The organism is Amycolatopsis bullii (assembly GCF_014654205.1).
Lineage (GTDB): Bacteria > Actinomycetota > Actinomycetes > Mycobacteriales > Pseudonocardiaceae > Amycolatopsis > Amycolatopsis plumensis.
Window position 1 is genome coordinate 107,049 of sequence record NZ_BNAW01000006.1, and the last position, 23,659, is coordinate 130,707.

The following is a 23,659-nucleotide window of genomic DNA, read 5'->3' on the forward strand; positions in this document are numbered from 1 at the left end:
GCAAATGACCGTTCGTCGCATCAGAAAGGGGGTCAGCTCAGGGTAGAAAGTTCGGCCCGACCAGTCACCCCCAATGGATTACCGGTCAGCCCAATGCGCAAGTTGCAGCTACTCGCCGTCACTTCAACCGGGTTCTACCTGCGGCGACGACGTTCAGGAGGCGACGACCGGCGCCCGCGTCAGCACCACGGCGAAGCCGAACGCCAGGCCCATCACGGTCAGCTCGAGCGTCGCCCACGCGGCGAGCGCCGTCCGGTCGTGCCGGACGATCCGCGGCATCAGGCGCCAGCGGACGTTCGCGCCGAGCAGCGCGATGACACCGGTGCACACGAGCTTCAGGACGAGCAGCTGCCCGTACGGCGTCGTGAAGATCGCCGCCCAGAACCCGATGGTCGGGTTCAGCGAGATTTCGACCAGACCGTTGAACAGCCCGGTCGCCGCGGAGAGGGCCAGGCAGAGCGTCGCGAGCTTCGAGAACCGGGGCAGCGCGTGCGCCAGCAGCGTCCGGTTCGCCACGAGGAGCACGGCCATCGCGCCGAGGCCGCCGGTCCAGGCGACCGCGCTCATGACGTGCAGCTCCATCGAGATCATCGTGTAGTCGTGGTAGTTCCAGTTCGACGCGTGCCCGGTGACCGGCAGCGGCAGCAGCGCGAACAGGCCGAGTCCGACGCGGACCTCGGCGGGCACCTTCTCGCCGAAGCGCAGGGCCAGCGCGCCGATCCCGGCGTGGACCAGCGCGAGCACCGCGACGATGACGAGCGCCTTCCCGGCTCCGACGTCGGCGATGTACCGGCCGATGTCGGACGCCGAGAGCGTCGCCGAACCCGGCTTGTACTCCGCGGTCTGCAGGATCAGCGCGACGACCGCGGCCGTGGCCCAGACGAGCGCGGCCGCGACACCGCCCGGGCGCGCCAGCCGCATGACCGGCTCGGTCAGCTTCGGCCGGTCGTAGCCGACGAGCACGGACAGCAGCGCGAGCCCGATGGTGGTGACCGCGGCGAGGTCGAGCAGGACCCGGACGACCGGGATCCCGGCCGAGACCACCGCGTCGGGCTGCACCACGCCGGGGACCGGGGCGGTGGCGGTGAGCGCGACGCCGATGAGGGCGCCCAGCAGGCCCGCCGTCACGACGCAGAACAGCGTCGCGTAGCGGGGTTTCGCGGTGGTCTCGGCCTGGGTCATCTGAACTACTGCTTCTTCTCCGCTGGGTTTTCTTCACTGACCTTGCCGCCCGAGCGCAGGGCCACGGTCAGCCCGATGGCCAGCAGCACGACGGCGCCGGCGATCCAGACCCAGATCGGCACGCCGGTCGACGACGACTGCGGCGCCGCCTGCGACGAACCGCCCGGCGACCTCGCCGCGTCGACGGACGCCGGGGTGCCGGTGCCGGCCGTCGTCAGGGTGAAGGAGAACTCCCCGGTCACCGGGTGGCCGTCCGCGGACAGCACCCGGTAGCCGACGGTGTACTTCCCGGCCGGCCCGAGCGGCCGCAGGGGCGCGCTGATGACGTTGTTCACCACGCCGATCGGCCCCTCGGCCCACTGGCCGCCGCCGGGCCCGGTCACCGCGATCTGGTTGACGTCCGCGCCCTGCACGTACTGGTCGAAGGTCAGGCTGATCTTCGCCGGGCCGGCGGCGACGGACGAGCCGTTCGCCGGGTCCGAGGAGATCAGCACGTTGTGCGCCAGCGCCGGGGTGGCCGTGCCGAGCACCCGCCCACCCCGGTCAACGCCAGCGCGACGAGCACACCGCGCATTTAGCTGTTGCCTCCCGACTTGGCCGTGGCCTTGCGCGCCCGGATGGTCGCGCCGGCCCCGACGCCGAGGCCGATGGCGCCGACGAGCAGACCGGCCCCGCCGAGCCAGCGGGCCGTGGTGTCGGACGCCGCCGCGGCTTCAGTGTGCTCCCCGGTGGTGGCCGCCGTGTTCGCGGCCATCCCGTGTTCGTCGCCCTCCGACTTCGCGGCCAGCTTGACGGCCGGCGTCGGGTGCTCCGGCTCCTCGCCGTTCGCCGGGGTCGGCTGGTTCCAGTCGACGACCTTGCCGTCGCTGTAGGTCTGGTGGGCCGGGAACTCCACCTGGTCCACGTTGGTCGGCAGCGGGCCGAAGGAGACCGAGAACTCCTGGTAGTCGGTGGCCTTGAGCTCGTTGCCCGGCTGCGCGGTCCAGGTGACCGCGGTGACGGCTTCGGTGATCTGCGTCCCGTTGTCCTTGGTGATCGGGGTGGGCAGCTTCGACTTCGTCACCTCGGCGGTCCAGCCGGGCACCGGCTTGGTCCGCACCGAGCCGATGCCGTAGTCCGCCTTGAAGTCGACGGCGACCTTCGTGGTGGTGATGGGGTCCTTCTCCTCGCTCGGCACGCGGAAGACGATCGCCGCGTAGCCGCCCTTCGTGGGCTGCGGGCCGTAGACGTTGGCCGTCACGTGCGCGGACGCGACGCCGGTGCCGAGGAGACCGGCGACACCGACGGCGGCGACGAGGAAACCGGCGCGCTTGAAGACGTGCTGGGACATGGGTTCACTCCTGATGAACTCAAGAAAGGGGACGGCTCGGTGCGGGGACCGGCCGTTTTTCGGAGACGAGCTGGGTTCAGGAGTGCGCGGGCGGGCCGCGCCGCCCGCGGATCCGGCGCAGGTCGACGCCGACGAGGTGGTCCGGGCCGCCCGGACGGACCGGGACGAGCGCGGGCGCCGCGGACGGCACCGGCAGCGGGGTGAGCAGCCGCGGCAGGATCGCGCGCAGCACGGCCAGCACCGTCAGGAGCATCGTGTCCGCGCGGGCGAGCAGGAGCGCGGTGAGCACCGTGGCGAGCACGTGCGCGGCGGTCATGCCGAGCCCGGTCGGTCCGGGCGTCGCGTCCATGTCGTGGTGGTCGGCGAGCGTGGTCAGCAGCAGGTGCATCACCAGCTGGGCGGTCCCGAGCAGGGCGATCGTGGCGACCGGTCCGCGCGCCTTGCCGGCGAGCGCGTTCGCGGTCCAGCCGAACAGGCCGGCGAGCAGCACGGTCATCGCCGGGTCCGGCAGGCCACCGTCGGCGATCCGGTGCGCGGTGACGGAAAGTGCACCGGCGCACACGGCGAGCAATGCTCCGCGGGTAGCTCCGAGCACGGCGGGACGCCGTGTCGGATCGCTCATGAAGAGCAGCCTAAGGGACCTGCTCCGCCGTGAACGTGTGATCCCGTGAACTGAGCACACACCGAGTTCACGGCCCGCGCCACGCGGTGGTTCAGGCGATTTGTTGCCGATCTCCGCCGACTGGGCCACGGTGGGCCGAGGACGCGGGTTTCGGACGGCAGTGTCGTGGGTACTGAGCCGCTGGTCAGGAACTAGCCCGTTCGGGTGAAGGCCGGCGCGAAGGGCGGGAGAGCGAACACGGATGAACCTCTTCGACTACATCTCCGACCGGGCGGGCAAGCTGTGGCTGGAGGCCTACCTGCACACCAGCATGGTGGTGCAGTGCACGGTCATCGCCGCGGTCCTCGGCGTGCTGATCGGGGTCGCGGTCTACCGCAGCCCGATCGGTTCGGCGGTGGCCACGGCGCTGGCGAGCACGATCCTGACGGTCCCGTCGTTCGCCCTCCTGGGCCTGCTGATCCCGGTTTCGGGGCTCGGTCCGACGACCGCCGTGATCGCGCTGGTGCTCTACGGCCTGCTGCCGATCGTCCGGAACACCATCGTCGGGCTCGACGGGGTCGACCCGGCGGTCACCGACGCCGCCCGCGGCATCGGGATGAGCCGCTTCGGCGTGCTCACCCGCGTCGAGCTGCGGCTGGCCTGGCCGGCGATCCTCACCGGCATGCGGGTGGCCACCCAGATGCTGATGGGCATCGCGGTGATCGCCGCCTACGCGAAGGGGCCCGGCTTCGGCGCCGAGGTCTTCTCCGGCCTGACGAACGCGGGGAGCACGAACTCCCTCAACCAAGCCGTCACCGGCACGGTCGGGGTGGTCATCCTCGCCCTGCTCCTCGACGGCGTCTACGTCATGATCAAGCGCTTCACCGTCTCTAGGGGTGTCCGTGGCTGAGAACGAGGAAGTCTCCGGCGTCGAAATCGAGCTGGAGCACGTGACCAAGCGGTACCCCGGCACCCGCACCCCGGCGGTCGACGACTTCTCGATGGTCGTCCCGGCCGGCAAGATCGTCGTCTTCGTCGGCCCGTCCGGCTGCGGCAAGACGACCACCATGCGGATGATCAACCGGCTGATCGAGCCGACGTCCGGCCGGATCACCATCGGCGGCGAGGACGCGCTGAAGCTCGACGTCGACACCCTGCGCCGCCGCATCGGCTACGCGATCCAGCAGGCGGGGCTCTTCCCGCACTTCACCGTCGCGCAGAACATCGCGGTGGTGCCGGGCCTGCTCGGCTGGGACAAGAAGAAGGTCAACGACCGCGTCGAGGAGATGATGGACCTGGTCGGGCTCGACCCGGCCGACTTCCGCGACCGCTTCCCGCGCCAGCTCTCCGGCGGGCAGCAGCAGCGCGTGGGCGTGGCGCGGGCGCTCGCCGCGGACCCGCCGGTGCTGCTGATGGACGAGCCGTTCGGCGCGGTCGACCCGATCACCCGCGGCAACCTGCAGGACGAGCTGCTGCGGCTGCAGACCGAGCTGAAGAAGACGATCGTCTTCGTCACGCACGACTTCGACGAGGCCGTGAAGCTGGGCGACAAGATCGCGGTGCTCGGCAACCAGTCGACGATCCTGCAGTACGACACGCCCGAAGCGATCCTGGCGAACCCGGCGGACGACACGGTCGCGGGCTTCGTGGGCGCGGGCGCGTCGCTGAAGCAGCTGACCCTGCTGCGCGTCCGGGACGTCGAACTCCAGCAGGACGCGCTCACGGTGACCGCCGACGAGTCGCCCGCTTCGGTGCGCGAGAAGCTCCAGTCCTCGCGCAAGCACTTCGCGCTGGTGCTGGACGCGCGGCGCCGTCCGACGCGCTGGGTGCACGTCCGCGAGCTGACGTCGGCGACGTCGCTGGCCAACCTCGGCAAGCCGCTGCGCGACGTCGTCAGCCTGCAGTCGACGCTGCAGGACGCGCTCGAGGCGATGCTCGCCGAAGGCGGGTCGGTGCCGGTCACCGGCGCGCGCGGGGAGTACGCGGGCACCATCCAGCTGGACACGGTGATCGCGACCATCCAGCAGCTGCGCGAGGAGCACACGAACGACGAAGAGGTGCCGGCATGACAGCAGCCGTCGACACCGGCTTCAGCACTGAATCGGGCTCGAAACGCGCGGAACGCGTCCGGCTGTTCGCCCAGCCGATCGCGGTGCTGGTGATCGTCGCGGTGACGCTGGTCGCCGTGTTCTCCAGCGGGCTGAACGCGACGGAGAAGGCGACGCTCAACGCGTCGACCCTGCTCACGGCGTTGGGGGACCACGTGCTGATGACGCTCGTGGTGACCGCGATCGTCGTGCTGGTCGCGGTGCCGCTCGGGGTGATCGTCACGCGGCCGTGGGCGCGCTTCCTGGCCCCGGTCTTCCTGGCCATCGCGAACATCGGCCAGGCCGCGCCCGCGCTCGGCGTGCTGGTGCTGTGGTTCATCGTCACCGGCGCGACCGGCGGGATCTGGGTGGCCGCGCTGCCGCTGGCGTTCTACTCGCTGCTGCCGGTGCTGCGGAACACGATGGTCGGCATCCAGCAGGTCGACCCGGCCCTGATCGACGCGGGCCGCGGCATCGGCATGTCGGCGGGCGCGGTGCTCTGGCGCGTCGAGCTGCCGCTGGCCGTCCCGCTGATCCTGGCCGGCCTGCGCACGTCGCTGGTCCTGGCGGTCGGCACGGCGACGTTCGGCATGTTCGTCAACGCCGGTGGCTTCGGGCTCCTGATCGACACCGGCTACAAGCTGAACCTGACCTCGGTGCTGGTGACCGGCTCGGTATTGGCCGTCGCGCTGGCGCTGCTGGTCGACTGGCTGGGCGCGGTCGCCGAACAGTACTTCGGACCGAAGGGGCTGCGATGAAACTCCGGCGACTGGCGGTCGTGGCGCTGCTCGGCGTCACGCTGTCGTCCTGCGGCCTGACGGTCAACCAGGCGGTGCCGTACGACATCAAGCCCGGCTCGATCCAGCCGATCCCGGCTCTGCAGGGGGTGAAGGTGACGGTGGGGTCGAAGGACTTCACCGAGAACATCATCCTGGCGTACATGGCCGAGATGGCGTTGACGGCCGCGGGCGCGGACGTCGTGGACCTCTCGGACATCAAGGGGTCGAACTCGTCGCGCCAGGCGCTGCTGTCCGGGCAGACCGACGTCACGTGGGAGTACACGGGCACGGGCTGGATCAACTACCAGGGCAACGAGCTCCCGGTCCCGGGCGGCGAGCAGGCCCAGTACGAGGCGACGGCCAAGGCGGACAAGGAGAAGTTCGGCGTCACGTGGCTGAACTATTCGCCGCTGAACGACCAGTACGCGTTCGCGGTGACGGAGGCGTACGGCGCTCAGAACAACCTGAAGACGACGTCCGACTTGGCGGCGTTCATCAAGCAGAAGCCGGACCAGGCGGTGTTCTGCCTGGAGACGGAATTCACCAGCCGCCAGGACGGCTTCCCGGCCGCGGTGAAGGCGTACGGCTTCCAGAACCCCACGGTGAAGAACTTCGGCATCGGCACGATTTATTCGGCGGTGGCGAGCGGAACCTGCCCGGTGGGCGAGGTGTTCACGACGGACGGCCGGATCTCGGGCTTGAACCTGCGGGTCCTGGAGGACGACAAGAAGGCGTTCCCCCAGTACAACGCGGTGGCCACGCTGCGCACGGAGTGGCTCGACCAGCACCCGGAGGTCCGCGGCCCCCTGGAAAAGGTGAGCGCGGCGATCGACAACGAGCAGATGGTCGAGCTGTGCAAGCAGGTGGACGTCGACGGCGAGGACGCGGGCAAGGTAGCCCACGACTGGATGGTCGAGAAGGGCTTCATCCGGTAGCCGAACGGCCGGGCAGCAATCACGTTGCCCGGCCGTTTGTCAAATCAGCCATCCACAGGCGCGGAGTTGTCCACAGATTTCCCGCGCACCCGTTTTTGGCCCCTGCCGCCGATAGACTGGACCAGGGGACGCCCCCCGGGACAGGGCGGGGGCTGCCCGGTCAGATTCCGAGCCGGTGCAACAACTGCCCCTCCAGCCGCTCCAGCTCGCCGGCCACCGCCCGGTGCACCGACTTCCGCCGCGCCGACGGCATCCGCTCCGCCGCCCGGACCGAAGCCGACAGCTGCTCCAGCGTTCCCAGCGCGCCGCGCGCGAACTCCCGGTCCGCGTCCGAAGCCTTCTCCGACTTCTGCAGGTCCTGGCAGCCCTCGGCCACCCCCGCGATCCGGGCGTGCAGCGCCGCGCCGCGGCCGGTGTACAAGCCCAGCTTGTCGACCGAGACCCCCAGCTTGCGCGCCTGGTAGCGGTCGTACGCCTCCCGGGCCGCGCCCGCCGCGCGCACCGCGAACGGCGCCACCACCGGGATCACCGCCGGCCCGAGCACCTTCGCCACCGCGACCGCGTTCTTCGCCCTTTTAGGGGTGAACCTGGCTTCACCCTCGACCTTGGCCTTGCGCGCCATGGCACCTCCTGCGACGTGTCGAGGTCGAACTTACTGGTCGCCTGGGTGGCGGGCATGTCGGCTCGGCGGTGGGAATCTAGAGTGATCTCCATGAACACCGAGGTGGTACTCGACGCGGGCGCGGTCAGCCGCTGCCGTCGCCGCGTGCACCTCGAGCACGATCCCGCCATGCGCGAGGTCCCGCTTTCCCCGCCCGACCCCACCGCCCAGCAGCGGATCGACGACGCCACCGCCCACCGCGAGGACATCGTCACCCGGCTGATGGCCGCGAACGACGACCACTGGGTGAAGATCGGCCGCGACCTCCCCGCCCATGAGCGCGTCGAGCAGACGCTGCAGGCCTTCGCCGACGGGGCGCGCTACATCTGGGGTGCGCTGCTGCCGGTCGACACGGCCGGGCACCGGCGTGGCGGGATCGACCTGCTGGTGCGCACCGGCCGCGGCTACGTCCCGGTGCTCGTCGTGCGCCACCGCATCACCGACCGCGGCACCGGCGCGATCGTCACCGAAATGACCGACCTCGACCCGGCGCACCGGAAGGCCGACGAGGGCCGCAAGGTCCGCTCGCAGCCGCGTGACCAGCTCAAGCTCGTGCACATCCGCCGCATGCTGCAGACGCTCGGGCAGGCCGACGAGAGCCTCACCCTCGGCGGCGTCATCGGGCTCGACGCCGATGTCGTCGTCTGGCACGACCTCACCGCGGGCACCTGGCCGGGCGGGCGCACCGCGCTCACCGAGTACCAGGCCCGGTTCGCCGACCGGCTGGCCATCGCCACCGCCGCCGCGAACGGCGAGGAGCCGCTGGCCGAGCCGTCGCGCGTGCTGGAGTGCAAGCGCTGCCCGTGGTGGCCGACGTGCGAGGTCGTGCTCACCGAGACCCGGGACGTCAGCCTGGTCGTGCGCGGCGAGGACGCCGTCGAGCTGCGCCGCGCCGGCGTGTCCACTGTGGACAACCTGGCCGCGCTCGACCCGGCGGGTGAACCGCCGGCGGTGAACTGGACGGGCGTCACCTTCCCGGACGCCGTCGTGCTCGCCCGCGCCTGGCTGGCCGACCTGACCCTGGTGCGCCGCGTCGACCGGGTCGAGGTGCCGCGCGCCGACGTCGAGGTCGACGTCGACATGGAGAGCTTCGGCGACGCCGGCGCGTACCTCTGGGGCTGCCTGCTGACCGGCGCCGACATCGGCGTCCCGCGGGGCTACCGCGCCTTCGCGACCTGGGACCCGCTGCCCACCGACGACGAGGCCCGCTCCTTCGCCGAGTTCTGGGCCTGGCTCACCGACGTCCGCGAGCGCACCGAAGCGGCCGGAATGACCTTCCGCGCCTACTGCTACAACGCGCTCGCCGAGAACCGCTGGCTCTTCGGCTCGGTCGAGCGCTTCGGCGACCACCCCGGCGTGCCCACGAAGAAGGACATCCAGTCCTTTGTGGATTCCGAGCAGTGGGTGGACCTCTTCCGCAGCGTCACCGACCAGTTCCTGTGCTCCCACGGCAAGGGCCTGAAGGTGATCGCGCCGGTGGCCGGCTTTTCCTGGCGCGACCCGGAGGCGGGCGGCGAGGCGTCGATGCGCTGGTACCGCGACGCCGTGGGCATGGACGGCGAGAAGCCGGACGACGACCAGCGCGAGCGGCTCCTGCGCTACAACGAGGACGACGTCCTCGCGACCCGGGCGCTGCGTGAGTGGATCGACGCGCGCGCCCAGGCCGAAGTGCCGTACATGTTCGACCTCTGAGGTGCTTTGTCGACTAAGACACTTGCCCGCTGACGCGTTCTGCGCAATACTCGTCTGCGAGTACTCGTAGACGAGGAGTCGGAATGAAGCGGCGGAAGGTCGGCAACCTGCTCGGCCTGGCCGTGCTGTCCGTCGTGGCGGAACGCCCGCGGCACCCGTACGAGATGGCGGCCGTGCTCAAGGAGCGCGGCAAGGACGCGGACCTGCCGATCAAGTGGGGCTCGCTCTACACCGTCGTCGCCAACCTGGAGAAACACGGCTTCATCGAGGCCGTCGGGAGCGTCAAGGACGGCGGGCGGCCCGAACGGACCGTCTACCGGATCACCCCGGCCGGTCGCGAGGAGTTCGAGGACTGGGTCCGCGAGCTCGTCGGCACGGTCGACCCGGAACCGCCGCGGTTCCGGTCGGGGCTGTCGATGATCGGCGTCCTCGGGCCGGACCAGGCGATCAGCGGGCTGCGGGAGCGGCTCGACCAGCTCGACGAGCGGGCCGGGAAGCAGCGGGTCGTGCTCGAGCAGCTGCGGCCGCTGATGCCGCGGATGTTCCTGATCGAGGTCGAGTACGACATCGCGATGACGGAGGCGGAGGCGCGCTGGGTGCGCGGCTTCCTCGGCGAACTGACCAGCGGCACCCTGCCGGGCATCGAGGCCTGGCGGCGCTGGCACGAGACCGGCGAGCTTCCCGACGACTTCGGGGAGTTCGTGGAGGAGAGATAAGCACGGACCCCGGGAGGTGCTGGCACACCGCCCGGGGTCCTCGACCCCGAACCGAGCACGCCCGGCCCCGAGGTGGCACCGCAAGGATAACCGGGTGCGCTCTTCGGTTCGGTCCAACCGAAGAGGAGAACTCCATGGAGACGACCCGCAAGCACCGAGTGCCCGAGATGGAGGGGTTCCAGGCCCGCTGGTACGCCAAGAACCGCGGCACCGAGGCCCAGCTCGCGCAGTACCGGCGGCAGGCGGCCGAGGTCACCGCGGGCTGGCCGGACGGTGCCGAAGTCCTGGAGGTCGCGCCCGGCCCCGGCTTCTTCGCCATCGAGCTGGCGAAGCGCGGCTACCGCGTCACCGGGCTCGACATCAGCCACACCATGGTCGAGATCGCCCGGGAAAACGGCCCGGGCATCGACTTCCGCCAGGGCGACATCACGCACGCGCCGTTCGAGTCCGAGTCGTTCGACTTCCTTGTCTGCCAGGCCGCGTTCAAGAACTTCCGGCAACCGGTGACGGCGCTGAACGAGATGCACCGCGTGCTGCGCCCGGGTGGGTACGCGGTGATCCACGACCTCAACCACGAGGCCACCAGCGCGGACATCGACCGCGAGGTGGCCGGGATGCACGTCGGCGTGGTCGCCGGGTTCACCGTCCGGCAGACGCTCGGGTGGCTGCGGCGCCGCGCGTTCACGCGTGAGCAGTTCGAGACGCTCGCCGCGGAGAGCGCGTTCGGCGGCTGCTCGGTCACCACCGACGGCATCGGCCTCGAGGTCCGCCTCACCCGCTGAACCGCCCGAGGAGGCGGGCACTTTCCCGGGAAAGTGCCCGCCCACTCGGCGTCAGCGCGGGGCCATCCGCAGCGAGCCGTCCATCCGGACGACCTCGCCGTTCAGGTAGTCGTGGTCGATCAGCGACAGCGCGAGCTGGGCGTACTCGTCCGGCCGCGCGAGCCGCTTCGGGAACGGGACACCGGCGGCGAGCGACGCGCGGAACTCGTCGCTGACCGTGGCCAGCATCGGGGTGTCGACGATGCCCGGCGCGATGGTCAGCACGCGGATGCCGTGCGAGGCCAGGTCACGGGCCGCGGGCAGCGTCATGCCGACGACGCCGCCCTTGGACGACGAGTAGGCGACCTGCCCGATCTGGCCGTCGAACGCCGCGATGGACGCGGTGTTGATGATGACGCCGCGGGCGTCGTCTTCGAGGGGCTCGGTCTTGGCGATCGCCTCGGACGCGATGGTGAGCACGTTGAAGGTGCCGACCAGGTTGATCTGGATGACCTTCGCGTACAGCGCGAGGTCGTGGCGGCCCTTCTTGGACAGGATCCGCGCGGACGGCCCGATACCGGCGCAGTTCACCACGGTCCGCAGCGGCACGCCGGAGCCCGAAGCGGTCGCCACGGCGGCCTCGACCTGCTCGACGTCGGTGACGTCGGCCTCGACGTAGGTGATCCCGTCGACCTGCTCGGCCTTCTCGATCGACGACGCCAGGTCCAGCGCGAACACCCGCGCGCCCTTGGCCGCGAGGGCCTTCGCCGTCGCCCCGCCGAGGCCGGACGCACCCCCGGTGACGAGCGCCGCGGTGTCGGTGATCTGCATCTTTGCGGTTCCCTTCGTCTTCACGTTCGCGGAGACAGGTTAACGCTCGTTCGCATGGGCAGCGTTCGTGTCTTCGCTCACCGCTTTCGGGCCCGACCGGTTCCGTTAGCGCGGTGGTCAACTCCGGCTGTCACCTTCAGCACCATGACGCCAGCTCGGATCGTGGTGGTAGGAACCGGATACGTCGGCTTGACCACGGGGGCCTGCCTGGCCAGTCTCGGGCATTTCGTCACCTGCGTGGACGTCGACCGCGCGAAGGTCTCGCGGCTGGCCGCCGGCCGCGTCGACATCCTCGAACCCGGGCTCGCCGACCTCGTGCACCGCGGGATCGCGGCCGGGCGCCTGCAGTTCGTCGTCGGCGCGCGGGACGCCGTCCGCCACGCGCAGGCGGTGTTCCTCTGCGTGCCGACGCCGATGGGCGCCGGTGGCTCCGCCGACCTGCGTGCGGTCGAGGCGGTGACGGCCGAGATCGGGGACGTCCTGCCCGCCGGCTGCGCGCTGGTCACCAAGTCGACCGTGCCGGTCGGCACCTCGCAGCGGATCCAGGCGCTGGTCGGCCGGACCGACGTGCCGGTGGTGTCGAACCCCGAGTTCCTGCGCGAAGGCACCGCGGTCGCGGACTTCCTGGGCCCGGACCGGATCGTCGTCGGTTCGGACGACCTCGCCGCCGCGCGCTGGGTCGGTGAGCTGTACGCCGAGCTCGACGCGCCGGTCGTCGTCGCCGACGCCGCCAGCGCCGAACTGGTCAAGTACGCCGCGAACTGCTACCTGGCGCTGAAGCTGTCCTACGTCAACTCCATCGCCGAACTCTGCGAACGGCTGGGCGCGGACATCTCGCTGGTCACCGAGGGGATGGGCTACGACCGGCGGATCGGCCGGACGTTCCTCAAGCCCGGCCCCGGCTGGGGCGGTTCCTGCCTGCCGAAGGACACCAGCGCGCTGGTCAAGGTGGCCGAGTCGGTGAACTACGACTTCACGATGCTGACGTCGGCCATCGACGAGAACCTGGCCCAGCGCGACCGGATCGTCGCGAAGATCGCCGGCGCGGTGGGCGGGACGCTGGCCGGCGCCCGGATCGGCGTGCTGGGCCTGGCGTTCAAGGCGGGCACCAACGACCTGCGCGACTCGCCCGCGCTCGCCGTGTCCTCGGTGCTGTGCGCGCTGGGCGCCGAGCTGATCGCCTACGACCCGGCGGTCGACGGCGAGATCGCCGGGATGACCGTCGTCGACGACGCCTATCAGGTCGCGAAGGACGCGGACGCCGTCGTCGTGCTCACCGAGTGGGCCGAGTTCAAGCACCTCGACTGGGCGGCGATGGCCGAGCTCATGGAAGGCATCGACGTCGTCGACACGCGGAACCTGCTCGACCCGCGGGTGATCGTCGACGCCGGGCTGTCCTGGCAGGGTGTCGGACGGCCGCGGGCGGCCGCGCGAATCACGGTTTCCTGACCGCGCCTTCTTGACTAGGGTGATCGGCACGGCATCGCGTGTCGGTCACCGGCTGGGTGAGGCATGGAGGTGGCGGGAGTGCCCTGGAGGCATTTCAACCGTGTCAGTTTCCGTATCCGTTGAATTGAACCATCTGATGATCCCGTCCCGGGACAACCGGGAATCCGCCGAATTCCTGGCGAACCTGCTCGGCCTCGAAGTCGGCGAGGAATGGGGTCCGTTCGTCCCCGTCGAGACGCGCAACGGCGTCCGGCTGGACTTCGCGACCATCCCCGACGAGGACCGGCGCCTGCAGCACTACTGCTTCCTGATCCCGGAAGACGACTTCGACGCCGTGTTCGCGCGGCTCGTCGAAACCGGCGTGACCTACCACGCCGATCCGATGGGGAAGCAGATCGGCGAAATCAACCACAACCACGGCGGTCGTGGTGTCTATTTCCTCGATCCCGGCGGGAACGGGATGGAAATCATCACGCAGCCGTACGAGCCGGAGCGGCGTCGTCCGGCGGCTTGGTAATTCGTTAGCGTTGCGTACTATCGAGGCATGTTCACGACGAGGCCGGAGCTGACCGGCACCTTCGGGATGGTGGCATCGACGCACTGGCTGGCCTCGGCCACCGGGATGGCGGTGCTGGAAGACGGCGGCAACGCGTTCGACGCGGCGGTCGCCGCCGGCTTCGTCCTCCAGGTCGCCGAGCCGCACCTGTGCGGCCCGGCGGGCCAGGTGCCCGGCCTCTTCGTGACGGCGGACGACCCGACCCCGCGGGCGCTGGCCGGGCAAGGCCCGTCGCCCGCGGGGGCCACCGCTGCGCACTTCGCTTCGCTGGGCCTGGACCTGATCCCGGGCAGCGGCCTGCTTCCGGCGACCGTCCCGGGGGCCTGGGACGCCTGGCTCCTGCTGCTACGCGACTACGGCACGAAGCCGCTTCGCGAGGTGCTGAAGTACGCGATCGGCTACGCCCGCAACGGCGTCCCGCTGGTGTCGCGGGTCGGCGACACGATCCGCGCGGTGTCCCGCCTGTTCACCGAGCACTGGCCGACGTCCGCGGCGCTCTGGATGCCGGACGGCAAGCCCGCGGCCGGCCTGCACCGCAACCCGGCCTTGGCGGACACGTGGGAGCGGCTGCTGCGCGAGGCGGAGTCCGTCTCGGGCCGCGAAGCGCAGCTCGACGCGGGTCGTCGTGCCTGGTCCCAGGGTTTCGTCGCGGAAGCGATCGAAGCGTTCAGCCGGACGGCGTTCCGCGACGACTCCGGCCGCGACCACGCGGGCCTGCTGACGGGCGACGACCTGGCGTCGTGGTCGGCGTCGTACGAGGACCCGGCGTTCGTGGACGTCGGCGACTGGCGCCTGGTCAAGATGGGCGGCTGGACGCAGGGCCCGGCGCTGCTGCAGCAGGCGCTCCTGCTGCACGGCTTCCGCGACGAGCTGTCCTATGTGGACGGAATCCCGTCGGAACGCACGGTGCACCTGGCGACCGAAGCGGCGAAGCTGGCCTTCGCGGACCGCGAGGCCTGGTACGGCGACACCGACGTGCCGCTGGACGTGCTCCTTTCGCCGTCTTACACGGACGCCCGGCGCGCCTTGATCACCGACACGGCGTCTGCTGTGTTGCGTCCAGGCGACGCTCGTGGCCCGGCGCGTCTCCCGGCGATCCTGGACTCGCTGCAGGGCATCGAGGCGGGCGACGGCGCCACGGGCGAGCCCACGGTCGGCCCCCAGGGCCAGACCCGTGGCGACACGGTCCACCTCGACGTCGTCGACGCGGCGGGCAACCTGGTGTCGCTGACGCCGTCGGGAGGCTGGCTGCAGTCCAGCCCGACGATCCCCTCGCTGGGGTTCTGCCTGGACTCCCGGGGGCAGATGTTCTGGCTGGAGCAGGGTTTGCCGAACTCCCTGGCCCCGCGCAAACGCCCGCGCATCACGCTGTCCCCGTCCCTGGCCCTGCGCGACGGCGTCCCGACCCTGGCGTTCGGCACCCCCGGCGGCGACCAGCAGGACCAGTGGCAGCTGTGCTTCTGGCTCGCGCACGTCTACGGCGGGCTCAACCTGCAGGAGTCGATCGACTCGCCGGCTTGGCACACGACGGCGTTCCCGAGTTCGTTCTACCCGCGCTCGTGGAACCCGCGCGAGCTGGTGGTGGAGTCCCGCCTGGGAGAGTCTACTTTGGACGCCCTCCGCGCCCGCGGTCACGCCGTGGTCGACGCGGGAGACTGGGCCTTGGGCCGCCTGTCCGCGGTTTCCCGGACCGACGGCCTCCTCCGCGCGGCGGCCAACGCACGCGGCATGCAGGGCTACGCGGCCGGACGCTAGAGCGGCAGCGAAGCCCAGCCGCCGCCCTCGGCGAGCAGCGTTCGCACGGCGAGGGCGTGCTCGGCGAACCCGGCGAGGTCGCCGTGCAGCAACGCCATCCGCTCGTCGTCGAGCGGGGTGGTGTCGCCGGACCACAGTTCGCAGATCCAGCTCGCGGCCAGGTGCATCGACCGCACGAGCGCGGCCACTTCGGTTCCCGCGGCCGCGGCAGCGATTTCATCGCACGCCACCACCAGATCCCGGAGCCCGCGCACGGCTTCGTCCGGGGTGCCGTCCCAGTCCGGGCGGGGCCACGCCGACGAGCCGAGTTCGAGCCACAACCGCCATCCCGCGGTCAGCTCGTCGTGGTCACGCGGCACCCATTGCCCGGCCATGCTTCCGAGTGTGCGCCCGAACGCCCGCCCCGGCGGATGGGATTCCTCACTTCGCGGGCTGCTGCCAGAGCCAGAATTCGATGCCCTGGTTGTCGGTGCAGTCGGCGGTCAGTCCGTACGGGTGGTTTTCGACCTCGCCCGCCCGGCCGCCCTGCTCGCGCACGCGGGTCAGCGCCGCGTCGAGGTCGGCCACCGCGTACATCAGCTTCCAGCCGATCTGGCGGTCACCCGCCCACAGGCCGCCTTCGAGACCGGGGCCCGAGAAGCTCCAGGCATCCGACACCGAGCCCGGCGTGAACTCCCAGCCCAGCACCGCTCCGTAGAACGACTTCGCCGGCTCGGCCTCGGGCACCTGGAACGTGAAGTACATGGCCTGGCCCGGAGCCGGGGACGGCTTCGGGGCCGCCTGGGACACCAGCCAGCGCTGGCCGAACGGGTCGCGGAACGAGCCGCCGCGACCGTACGGGGAGTCGCTCACCGCACGGATCAGCGTCGCGCCCAGTTCCAGGGCGCGGGCCACCGAAGCGTCGGCGTCGGGAACCTCGACCCGCACCGAAGCGCCGCCCTCGCGCGGAGCCACGTGCCCGATCTCCGGGTGCTCCTCGGCGAGCATCAGCACCGCGTCCCCGATGGCCAGCTCCGCGTGCCCGATCCGGCCGTCGTCCATCAGGATCGGGTCGCCGCGGCGGATCGCGCCGAAGACCTCGACGTAGAAGTCGAGCGCCGCGCGGGCGTCGGAAACCGCCAGGTAGGGCGTCAGCGAACGCGGTGACGCGGTCGCGGCGGGGACGGCAGTGGTCGTCATATCGGCTCCGTTCAAGATGGCGCGACGCAGGTTGTCGCGCAGTTCGGCGGCGAAGTCCGGGTCGGGCGCGACCCGCTCGGAGGGACGGCGAAGCGCGTCGAAAGGCTCAGGCATCGCGACCCTCCTTCTCCTCGTAAGCGCGCCGGAACGCGGCACGGGCCCGCACGAGCAACGCCTCGGTGGCGTGCACGCTGCGGCCCAGGTGGCCGGCGACCTCGGGGACGCCGAGGCCGTCGACGTACCGCAGGGTCAGCGCCGCCCGGTGGTGCGGCCCCAGTGACTCGAGCACCTGTCTCGCGCGCAGGGCGTCGAGCTGGTCGTCCCACGGGTCCTCGACGTCCGGCTCGCTGTCGTGCACGAGCCGCAGGCCGCGTTCCTCACGTTCGGTGCGCCGCCAGTGGTCGGCGAGCTTGTGCCGGGCGACGCCGATCAGCCACCCGGTGCTCACTGGAGGTGCGTACTCCTTGCGACAGGCGGCGACCGCCCCGAGGAACGTCTCGGACGTCAGTTCCTCGGCGAGCGTGCGGTCACCGCATCGGGACAGCAGGTACCCGTAGACCTCCGGCAGGGCGGTTTCGTACAGCCCGAGCAGCGCGAAGGCCGGGTCCGGTCGTACCCGAGGTTCCGTCACACCTTCATAGTCGTCCGGCGCCCACCTTTTCCGACGGGTGAACTTCGCTTTTTTCCGGCGGCCAGTTGATCCGCACGGTGACAACGTGCTCCCGCCGCTCCCGGCTACAGCGCGCAATCGCCGCCCGGGACTCGAAAGCGCCCGCGGCCGGGGCAACTCGAAGTGCCACCGGCCGCGTGGTCCGCCTTCCTCTCCGCCGTCACGCCCGCGGGTCCGGCAGCCGGCGCCCGGTGATCGCGACGATCGCCGCCAGCACCGCCACCACGCCGATCACCAGCGCGAACGCTTCACGCGAACCCAGCGAACCCGACAGCGCCGCGTACAGACTCCCCAGCGTCGCCACGCCCAGGGCCAGCGACGTCTGCTGATTGGTCGTCATCACGCCCGACCCCACGCCCGCCAGGTCCGTCGGCACGTGGGACAGCACGATCCGGAACAACGTCGTCATCGCCAGTGCGTTCCCCACACCGATCGCCACCATCGACGGGGCCAGATCGAGGATCGTCACGTGCGGCCACGCCGACAGCGTCGTGCAGAGCAGCGCCACCATGCCCACCGCCGTGATCGCGCCGCCGATCGGGACGACCTTCGGGCCGTAGCGGGCCACCAGGCGGCTGCTCAGCATCGACACCGTGAAGTACGCGACCGCCAGCGGGGTCAGCGCGCCACCCGCACCCAGCGGGCCGTAGTGCAGGCCCTCCTGCAGCGTCATCGCGAACACGAACATGAACGAACCGAACGCGCCGAAGAACGGCACCGCCACCATCAGCCCGCGGCGCACGCTCGGCAGCCGCAGCACCGACGGCGGCAGCAGCGGCGTTCCGCCGAGCCGCTCCAGCCGCCGTTCGACGTGCACGAGCGCGGCCGCCGCGAACGGGAACACCGCCAGCAGCGCGATCGTCCACACCGGCCAGCCCAGTGCCCGGCCCTCCATCAGCGGGACCAGCAACGACAGCAGCGTCACGGCCAGCAGCGCGGTGCCCAGCCGGTCGACGCCCAGCGGGTTGTGCGCGCGGCTCTCCGGCAGCTTGCGGGCCATGACCAGCACCACCAGGCCGATCGGGACGTTCACCAGGAAGATCGGCCGCCAGCCGGTGCCCCACAGGTCGGCCGCCACCAGCCCGCCGCCGAGGAGCTGGCCGACCACCGTCGAGATGCCGCCCGTCGCGCCGAACAGGCCGAGCGCGCGCGACCGCTGCTCGCCCGACGTCGTCGCCTGGATGATCGAGAGCACCTGCGGCAGCAGCAGGGCCGACGCCGCCCCCTGCGCGGCGCGGGCCACCACCAGCGTGCCGGCCGTCGGGGCGATTCCGCAGGCCAGGGACGTCAGCGTGAACAGCCAGAGGCCCGCGATGAACAGCCGCCGCCTGCCGAAGGAGTCGCCGAGGCGGCCGCCGACCACCAGCAGCACCGCGTACGCGATGCCGTAGGCCGCCACCACCAGCTCGAGGGTGGCGGTGGACGCGTGCAGGTCGGCGTCGATCGTCGGCAGCGCGACGTTGACGATGAAGAAGTCGATGATCGGCAGTGCCGCCCCCAGCAGCACCGTGACCAGGCCGGCGGGGGTCAGTCCCGGCCGAAGTTGAGCACCGGCCGAGCTCGGCGCAAGAGAGGTCGTGGTCATGAGTACTACGATCGACCCGCTCGGAACCTGGTACCAGTTGTTGTTTATCCAGGTACCAGTCACTACCTGGTACCAGGTTCCACGGCGTGCCATCCTGGCACCATGACCACCGCCGTCGAATCCGGCCTCCGCCGCCAAGAGCTGGCGCGGTTCCTGCGCAGCCGTCGCGAACGGATCACGCCCGAGCAGGTCGGCCTGCCGATCGTGGGCCGCCGCCGGACGCCCGGCCTGCGCCGCGAAGAGGTCGCGCAGCTCGCCGGCGTCGGGGTCACCTGGTACACGTGGCTCGAGCAGGGGCGGGACATCAACGCCTCCGAGCAGGTCCTGCAGGCCATCGCCCGCACCCTGCGGCTCGACCCGCACGAGCACGTCCACCTGTTCCGCCTGGCCGGGGCACCCGAGCCGGAGGGCGAGAAGGACTGCCAGGTCATCACGCCGGCGATGGAGCTCATGCTCCGGAAGCTGGAGCCGTACCCGGTCGCGATCCGCAACGCCCGCTGCGACCTGCTCGGCTACAACCGCGGCTACACCTGGCTGATGGGCGACGTCGACGCCATCCCGTTCGGCGACCGGAACACCCTGGTCCAGTGCCTGCTCAACCCGGAGTGGCGCAAGCGGATGCTCGACTGGGACGCCAACATCCCGCGCGTGATCGCCTCCTTCCGCGCGGCGATGGCCGACCACGTCGCCGAGCCCGCGTGGAAGCAGCTGGTCAAGCGCCTCAAGGCCGAGTCGCCGCTGTTCGCCGAGCTGTGGCCGCACCACGACGTCAACTCGGAGCCGATCCGCACCAAGCGGTACCTGCACCCGGACGTCGGGCTGCTGCAGTTCAACTTCACCTACCTCTACTACGGCCGCCGCTCCGAGATCACCATGTCGACCTACACCCCGGCCGACGAAGAAACGGCGGCGAAGCTGCCGCTCATGTTCGACTGACGACGTACGCCCGCGGGCCGCTCCGGGACGGACGCGCCGCGGCCGGGCGACCGGTAGTTTTCGCGGCATGAGATGGCCGCCGTGGGTGGGGCGCGTGGTGCGCACCGCCGTCGTCACCGCATTCGTGCTCGGGGCGACGAGCGGTGCTTCGCGCTGGCAGCCCGGTGCGGCCCCGATGACCCCGCTCGCGGTGGCGTGGCTCGCCGCCACCGGGCTGACCCTGCTGCTCGTCCACCGCTTCCCGCTGACGCTCTTCCTGGTCACGGCCGCCTCCGCGTTCGGCTACTACGCCTCCGGCCTGCCCGGCGGGCCGGTCATCCTGGTACCGACCATCGCGTTGTTCGTCCTCACCCGGCAGCGCGGGCCCCTCACCGCGGGCAGCACCGGCGCCGGCGCGCTCGCCGCGGCCTACCTCGTCCACATCGTCCTGACCAGGTCGTTCGCGCTGGACTTCGGCGCCGGGTTCGTCGTTGTCTGGCTGGTCGCGGTGGTCGGGATCGGCACCGCCGTCCGGTACCAGCTCGACGCGCTCGCCGCCCGCCGCGAGCAGGCCGACGAGCACCGGCACCGGCTCGCCGAACAGGAGCGCCTGCGGATCGCCCGGGAGGTCCACGACGTCGTCGCGCACAGCCTGGCGATGATCAACGTCCAGGCGGGCGTCGCCGCGCACGTCGCCGACCGGCGGCCCGAGCAGGCCAAGGAGGCATTGCTCAACATCAAGGCGGCCAGCGCGTCCGCGCTCAAGGACCTGCGCGCGACCCTGGCCGTGCTGCGGTCCGGGGAAGACAAAGCGCCCGCGCCGAGCCTCGCCCAGGCCGCCGAACTGCTGGACCACGCCCGCGACGCCGGGCTCACGGTCGAGGTCCACGGCGCCCCCGGCGACCTCCCGGCCCCGGTCGACGCGGCCGCCTACCGGATCCTGCAGGAGTCGCTGACCAACGTCGTCCGGCACGCTGACCAGCCGAACCGCGTGGACGTGCGGTTCGAGCGACAAGCGGGAGCCGTCACGCTGCGGGTGCGCGACGACGGCCGCGGCACCGCCCAGCCGAACCCGGGCCACGGCCTCCGGGGCATGGCCGAACGCGCCGCGGCGCTCGGCGGCCGGTGCACCGCCGGGCCGGTCGACGGCGGTTTCGAAGTGTGCGTCGAGCTACCGATCGAGGGGGAAGCATGATCCGCGTCCTGCTGGCCGACGACCAGGTCCTGGTCCGCGCCGGATTCCGCGTGCTGCTGGAGACCGAAGACGGCTTCGAGGTCGTCGGCGAGGCCGGCGACGGCGAGCAGGCGGTCGCCGGAGCGATCGAGCACCACCCCGACATCGTCGTGATGGACGTCCGCATGCCCGGCGTCGACGGCCTGGAAGCGACCCGGCGGATCACCGCGAACCCGGACCTCGCCGGGACGAAGGTGCTGGTCCTGACCACCTTCGACGTCGACGAGTACGTCTACGAAGCCCTGCGCGCGGGCGCCAGCGGGTTCCTGCTGAAGGACACCGAGCCGGTCGAGCTGCTGCGCGCGCTGCGGGTCGTCGCGAGCGGGGAAGCGCTGCTGGCCCCGACGGTCACCCGGCGGCTGATCCAGGAGTTCGTCGGGCGCCCGGAGAACCGGCGCATCGACACCAGCGCCGTCCGCGAGATCACCGACCGTGAGCGCGAGGTGCTCGGCCTGGTCGCGGGCGGGATGTCGAACGACGAAATCGCCGCCCACCTGGTGATCTCGACGGCCACGGCCCGCACCCACGTCAGCCGCATCATGACGAAGATCGGCGCGCGCGACCGCGCCCAGCTGGTGGTGCTGGCCTACGAGTCCGGGCTGGTCACACCGCGTCGCCCCGCCTGACCCGGCGCACCACGCGGACCGCCCGCACCAGGAACACCACGGCGAGGACGCCGACCAGGCAGATCCAGATCACGGCGCCTCCTCTCCCGGCCGATGCTCTGCTCAGTGGGCGTCCGGGAGGGGGATGGCGTTCACCGACACGGCGGAAGTCACACCTTCGGGCTAACCTGCTCGCCCGTGTCTTCCCCCGGCTATCCTCAGCGGGTGCGTCGTGCGTTGATCACCGGGATCACCGGTCAGGATGGCCAATACCTCGCCGAGCTGCTCCACGAGAAGCAGTACGAGGTCTTCGGCCTGGTCAAGGGGCAGAACAACCCCCGGATCGACACGATCCGCACGGAGTACCCGTACGTCGAGATCGTCGAGGGCGACCTGCAGGACCTGTCGAGCCTGGTCGGCGTCCTGGAGCAGGTGCAGCCGGACGAGGTGTACAACCTCGGCGCGATCTCCTTCGTCGCCTTGAGCTTCAAGCAGGCCGAGCTCACCGCGAACGTCACCGGGCTCGGCGTGCTGCGGCTGCTCGAAGCCGTCCGGATGGTCGGCGGCAGCCAGAACAACCAGATCCGCTTCTACCAGGCCTCGAGCTCCGAGATGTTCGGCAAGGTCCGCGAGTCGCCGCAGACCGAGGCCACGCCCTTCTACCCCCGCTCGCCCTACGGCGTCGCGAAGGTGTTCGGGCACGACATCACCGTGAACTACCGCGACAGCTACGGCCTGTTCGCCTGCTCGGGCATCCTGTTCAACCACGAAAGCCCGCGCCGGGGCATGGAGTTCGTCACCCGCAAGGTGACCAACGCCGTCGCGCGGATCAAGCTGGGGCTGCAGGAAAAGCTGGTGCTGGGCAACCTCGACCCGCGCCGCGACTGGGGCTTCGCCGGCGACTACGTCCGCGCCATGTGGCAGATGCTGCAGCAGGACTCGCCGCAGGACTACGTCGTCGCGACGGGCCGCACGCACAGCGTCCGCAACTTCGTCGACCTCGCCTTCAAGCACGCCGGCATCGACGACTGGGAGCGGTTCGTCGAGCAGGACCCGCGGTTCTTCCGGCCCGCCGAGGTCGACCTCCTGGTCGGCGACGCGACCAAGGCCCACACCGAGCTGGGGTGGAAGCCGGAGGTCGGGTTCGAAGACCTCGTCGCCATGATGGTCGACCACGACCTGCGGCTCGAAGCCAGGAAGGCCGGGATCTCGCTGCCGTGATCTCCTACGCGCAGAACGCGGAGGACGTCGTCCTCGCCCGCGTTTTCGCCGGTCAGGCCACCGGCCGCTACGTCGACCTCGGTGCCGGGTACCCGACGCTGGACTCGGTCACCAAGCACTTCTACGACCTGGGCTGGCGCGGGATCAACGTCGAGCCGGAACCGACGCTGGCCGCCGAGCTCGACCGCGCCCGCCCCGAAGACGTCAACCTGCGGGTCGCCGTCGGAGCGAAGCCGGGGACGACCGTGCTGCACGCGGTCGACGGCCAGTGGGGCCGGGCGACGATCGACGACTCGCTCGCCGCGCAGTACCGCGAGGACTGGGCGGTCCGGGACATCGAGGTACCGGTCGTGACCCTGGCCGCGCTCCTCGACGAGCACCCCGGGCCGGTCGACTTCCTCAAGATCGACGTCGAGGGTGCCGAGCGCGCGGTGATCGAGGGCGCGGACTGGACCCGGCACCGGCCGCGGGTCCTGCTCGTCGAGGCGACCGAACCGGGCTCGCCGAAGCCGGCCCACCACGGGTGGGAGCCGATGCTGCTCGACGCGGGTTACCGCTGCGCGCTCTTCGACGGGCTGAACCGCTTCTACGCCCAGTCGGGCGACGCGGACGCGCTGACGGCCCTGTCGGCTCCCGCCAACGTCTTCGACGACTACGAGCCGCACGCGGTGGTCCTCCTGCGGGAGGAAACCCGGCAGAGCCGTCCCGCCGAAGTCGCCTACATCCGGCGGCTCGAGGCAGCCGTCAAGACGGCCGAAGAGGGGCGCGCCGAGCTGGGCGAGCAGCTCGAGGACCACCGGCGGCAGCTGGAGCAGGCCCGGCGCCAGGCGGAGGAGACCCGCCGTCGGTCGGCGGCGCTGGAACACCGCGTCGCCGAACTGGAGGCCCAGCTCGACGCGCGGCGTTCCTGACGCT

General features: G+C 71.1%; 24 protein-coding genes and 1 pseudogene. 15 read left to right on the forward strand and 10 right to left on the reverse strand.

Annotation, left to right across the window (positions count from 1 at the left end; genetic code table 11):
• Positions 1–153 precede the first annotated feature (153 nt).
• The 4 genes and pseudogenes from IE317_RS10445 to IE317_RS10460 all read right to left on the reverse strand — a co-directional run bounded on the left by IE317_RS10445 (position 154) and on the right by IE317_RS10460 (position 3,083).
• Positions 154–1,182: a copper resistance D family protein gene (locus IE317_RS10445; protein ID WP_191308731.1), complete on the reverse strand. Its 1,029-nt coding sequence runs from the start codon at positions 1,180–1,182 to the stop codon at positions 154–156.
• A 5-nt stretch (positions 1,183–1,187) separates the two neighbouring features.
• Positions 1,188–1,756 (reverse strand): annotated as a pseudogene (locus tag IE317_RS10450) (copper resistance CopC family protein).
• Positions 1,757–2,512 carry a YcnI family copper-binding membrane protein gene (locus IE317_RS10455; RefSeq protein ID WP_191308736.1) on the reverse strand — a complete coding sequence of 252 codons (756 nt, stop codon included), beginning with the start codon at positions 2,510–2,512 and terminating at the stop codon, positions 1,757–1,759.
• A gap of 76 nt (positions 2,513–2,588) precedes the next feature.
• Complete coding sequence (locus tag IE317_RS10460) at positions 2,589–3,083, reverse strand: hypothetical protein (protein WP_191309124.1); 495 nt, start codon at positions 3,081–3,083, stop codon at positions 2,589–2,591.
• A gap of 292 nt (positions 3,084–3,375) precedes the next feature.
• On the opposite strand from IE317_RS10460, the gene IE317_RS10465 reads away from it, so the two are divergent.
• Genes IE317_RS10465 through IE317_RS10480 form a run of 4 tightly spaced genes read left to right on the forward strand, consistent with a single transcriptional unit; the run spans position 3,376 to position 6,914 of the window.
• Positions 3,376–4,023 carry an ABC transporter permease gene (locus IE317_RS10465; protein ID WP_191308738.1) on the forward strand — a complete coding sequence of 216 codons (648 nt, stop codon included), beginning with the start codon at positions 3,376–3,378 and terminating at the stop codon, positions 4,021–4,023.
• Positions 4,016–5,182, forward strand: a complete 1,167-nt coding sequence (locus IE317_RS10470) for an ATP-binding cassette domain-containing protein (RefSeq protein ID WP_191308741.1) — start codon at positions 4,016–4,018, stop codon at positions 5,180–5,182. The genes IE317_RS10465 and IE317_RS10470 overlap by 8 nt, the downstream gene beginning before the upstream one ends.
• Positions 5,179–5,958, forward strand: a complete 780-nt coding sequence (locus IE317_RS10475; protein WP_191308743.1) for an ABC transporter permease — start codon at positions 5,179–5,181, stop codon at positions 5,956–5,958. Before IE317_RS10470 ends, IE317_RS10475 begins: the two co-directional genes overlap by 4 nt.
• Positions 5,955–6,914 carry a glycine betaine ABC transporter substrate-binding protein gene (locus IE317_RS10480; protein ID WP_191308746.1) on the forward strand — a complete coding sequence of 320 codons (960 nt, stop codon included), beginning with the start codon at positions 5,955–5,957 and terminating at the stop codon, positions 6,912–6,914. Before IE317_RS10475 ends, IE317_RS10480 begins: the two co-directional genes overlap by 4 nt.
• A 160-nt stretch (positions 6,915–7,074) precedes the next feature.
• On the opposite strand, the gene IE317_RS10485 is transcribed toward IE317_RS10480, so the two are convergent.
• On the reverse strand, positions 7,075–7,536 hold the full coding sequence (locus IE317_RS10485; RefSeq protein WP_191308748.1) for a DUF6474 family protein: 462 nt from the start codon (positions 7,534–7,536) through the stop codon (positions 7,075–7,077).
• A gap of 90 nt (positions 7,537–7,626) precedes the next feature.
• Here IE317_RS10485 and IE317_RS10490 point away from each other — a divergent pair, with 90 nt between their 5' ends.
• From IE317_RS10490 to IE317_RS10500, 3 genes are all read left to right on the forward strand, one after another.
• The gene (locus tag IE317_RS10490; protein WP_191308751.1) at positions 7,627–9,267 is read left to right on the forward strand and encodes a TM0106 family RecB-like putative nuclease; all 1,641 of its coding nucleotides are present in this window, start codon (positions 7,627–7,629) and stop codon (positions 9,265–9,267) included.
• 83 nt (positions 9,268–9,350) lie between these two features.
• Positions 9,351–9,983 (forward strand): PadR family transcriptional regulator, encoded by a 633-nt coding sequence (locus IE317_RS10495; RefSeq protein ID WP_191308753.1) that lies wholly within the window; start codon positions 9,351–9,353, stop codon positions 9,981–9,983.
• 134 nt (positions 9,984–10,117) lie between these two features.
• Positions 10,118–10,765 carry a class I SAM-dependent methyltransferase gene (locus IE317_RS10500; protein WP_191308756.1) on the forward strand — a complete coding sequence of 216 codons (648 nt, stop codon included), beginning with the start codon at positions 10,118–10,120 and terminating at the stop codon, positions 10,763–10,765.
• Positions 10,766–10,816: 51 nt separating this feature from the next.
• On the opposite strand, the gene IE317_RS10505 is transcribed toward IE317_RS10500, so the two are convergent.
• Positions 10,817–11,575: an SDR family NAD(P)-dependent oxidoreductase gene (locus IE317_RS10505; RefSeq protein WP_191308757.1), complete on the reverse strand. Its 759-nt coding sequence runs from the start codon at positions 11,573–11,575 to the stop codon at positions 10,817–10,819.
• A 144-nt stretch (positions 11,576–11,719) separates the two neighbouring features.
• On the opposite strand from IE317_RS10505, the gene IE317_RS10510 reads away from it, so the two are divergent.
• The 3 genes from IE317_RS10510 to IE317_RS10520 all read left to right on the forward strand — a co-directional run bounded on the left by IE317_RS10510 (position 11,720) and on the right by IE317_RS10520 (position 15,335).
• Complete coding sequence (locus IE317_RS10510) at positions 11,720–13,024, forward strand: UDP-glucose dehydrogenase family protein (protein WP_191308759.1); 1,305 nt, start codon at positions 11,720–11,722, stop codon at positions 13,022–13,024.
• A 136-nt stretch (positions 13,025–13,160) separates the two neighbouring features.
• On the forward strand, positions 13,161–13,541 hold the full coding sequence (locus IE317_RS10515; RefSeq protein WP_191308761.1) for a VOC family protein: 381 nt from the start codon (positions 13,161–13,163) through the stop codon (positions 13,539–13,541).
• Between the two features lie 27 nt (positions 13,542–13,568).
• Positions 13,569–15,335: a gamma-glutamyltransferase family protein gene (locus IE317_RS10520; protein ID WP_191308764.1), complete on the forward strand. Its 1,767-nt coding sequence runs from the start codon at positions 13,569–13,571 to the stop codon at positions 15,333–15,335.
• On the opposite strand, the gene IE317_RS10525 is transcribed toward IE317_RS10520, so the two are convergent.
• The 4 genes from IE317_RS10525 to IE317_RS10540 form a co-directional block, all read right to left on the reverse strand.
• Positions 15,332–15,709 carry a hypothetical protein gene (locus IE317_RS10525; RefSeq protein ID WP_191308766.1) on the reverse strand — a complete coding sequence of 126 codons (378 nt, stop codon included), beginning with the start codon at positions 15,707–15,709 and terminating at the stop codon, positions 15,332–15,334. The genes IE317_RS10520 and IE317_RS10525 overlap by 4 nt on opposite strands.
• A gap of 46 nt (positions 15,710–15,755) precedes the next feature.
• On the reverse strand, positions 15,756–16,628 hold the full coding sequence (locus IE317_RS10530) for a VOC family protein (protein ID WP_191308769.1): 873 nt from the start codon (positions 16,626–16,628) through the stop codon (positions 15,756–15,758).
• Positions 16,621–17,145, reverse strand: a complete 525-nt coding sequence (locus tag IE317_RS10535) for an RNA polymerase sigma factor (RefSeq protein ID WP_191308771.1) — start codon at positions 17,143–17,145, stop codon at positions 16,621–16,623. The genes IE317_RS10530 and IE317_RS10535 overlap by 8 nt, the downstream gene beginning before the upstream one ends.
• Before the next feature lie 199 nt (positions 17,146–17,344).
• Positions 17,345–18,769: an MFS transporter gene (locus tag IE317_RS10540; RefSeq protein ID WP_191308774.1), complete on the reverse strand. Its 1,425-nt coding sequence runs from the start codon at positions 18,767–18,769 to the stop codon at positions 17,345–17,347.
• Between the two features lie 102 nt (positions 18,770–18,871).
• Between IE317_RS10540 and IE317_RS10545 the strand changes: the two genes are divergently transcribed.
• The 5 genes from IE317_RS10545 (at position 18,872) to IE317_RS10565 (ending at position 23,655) form a co-directional block, all read left to right on the forward strand.
• On the forward strand, positions 18,872–19,705 hold the full coding sequence (locus tag IE317_RS10545; protein ID WP_191308776.1) for a helix-turn-helix transcriptional regulator: 834 nt from the start codon (positions 18,872–18,874) through the stop codon (positions 19,703–19,705).
• 67 nt (positions 19,706–19,772) lie between these two features.
• A complete protein-coding gene (locus tag IE317_RS10550) occupies positions 19,773–20,879 on the forward strand; it encodes a sensor histidine kinase (RefSeq protein WP_191308779.1) in 1,107 nt (368 codons plus the stop codon).
• Complete coding sequence (locus tag IE317_RS10555; RefSeq protein ID WP_191308781.1) at positions 20,876–21,544, forward strand: response regulator; 669 nt, start codon at positions 20,876–20,878, stop codon at positions 21,542–21,544. The genes IE317_RS10550 and IE317_RS10555 overlap by 4 nt, the downstream gene beginning before the upstream one ends.
• Positions 21,545–21,748: 204 nt before the next feature.
• Positions 21,749–22,744 (forward strand): GDP-mannose 4,6-dehydratase, encoded by a 996-nt coding sequence (gmd, locus tag IE317_RS10560; RefSeq protein WP_191308784.1) that lies wholly within the window; start codon positions 21,749–21,751, stop codon positions 22,742–22,744.
• Positions 22,741–23,655 (forward strand): FkbM family methyltransferase, encoded by a 915-nt coding sequence (locus IE317_RS10565; protein WP_191308787.1) that lies wholly within the window; start codon positions 22,741–22,743, stop codon positions 23,653–23,655. The genes gmd and IE317_RS10565 overlap by 4 nt, the downstream gene beginning before the upstream one ends.
• The last annotated feature ends 4 nt before the right edge of the window (positions 23,656–23,659 follow it).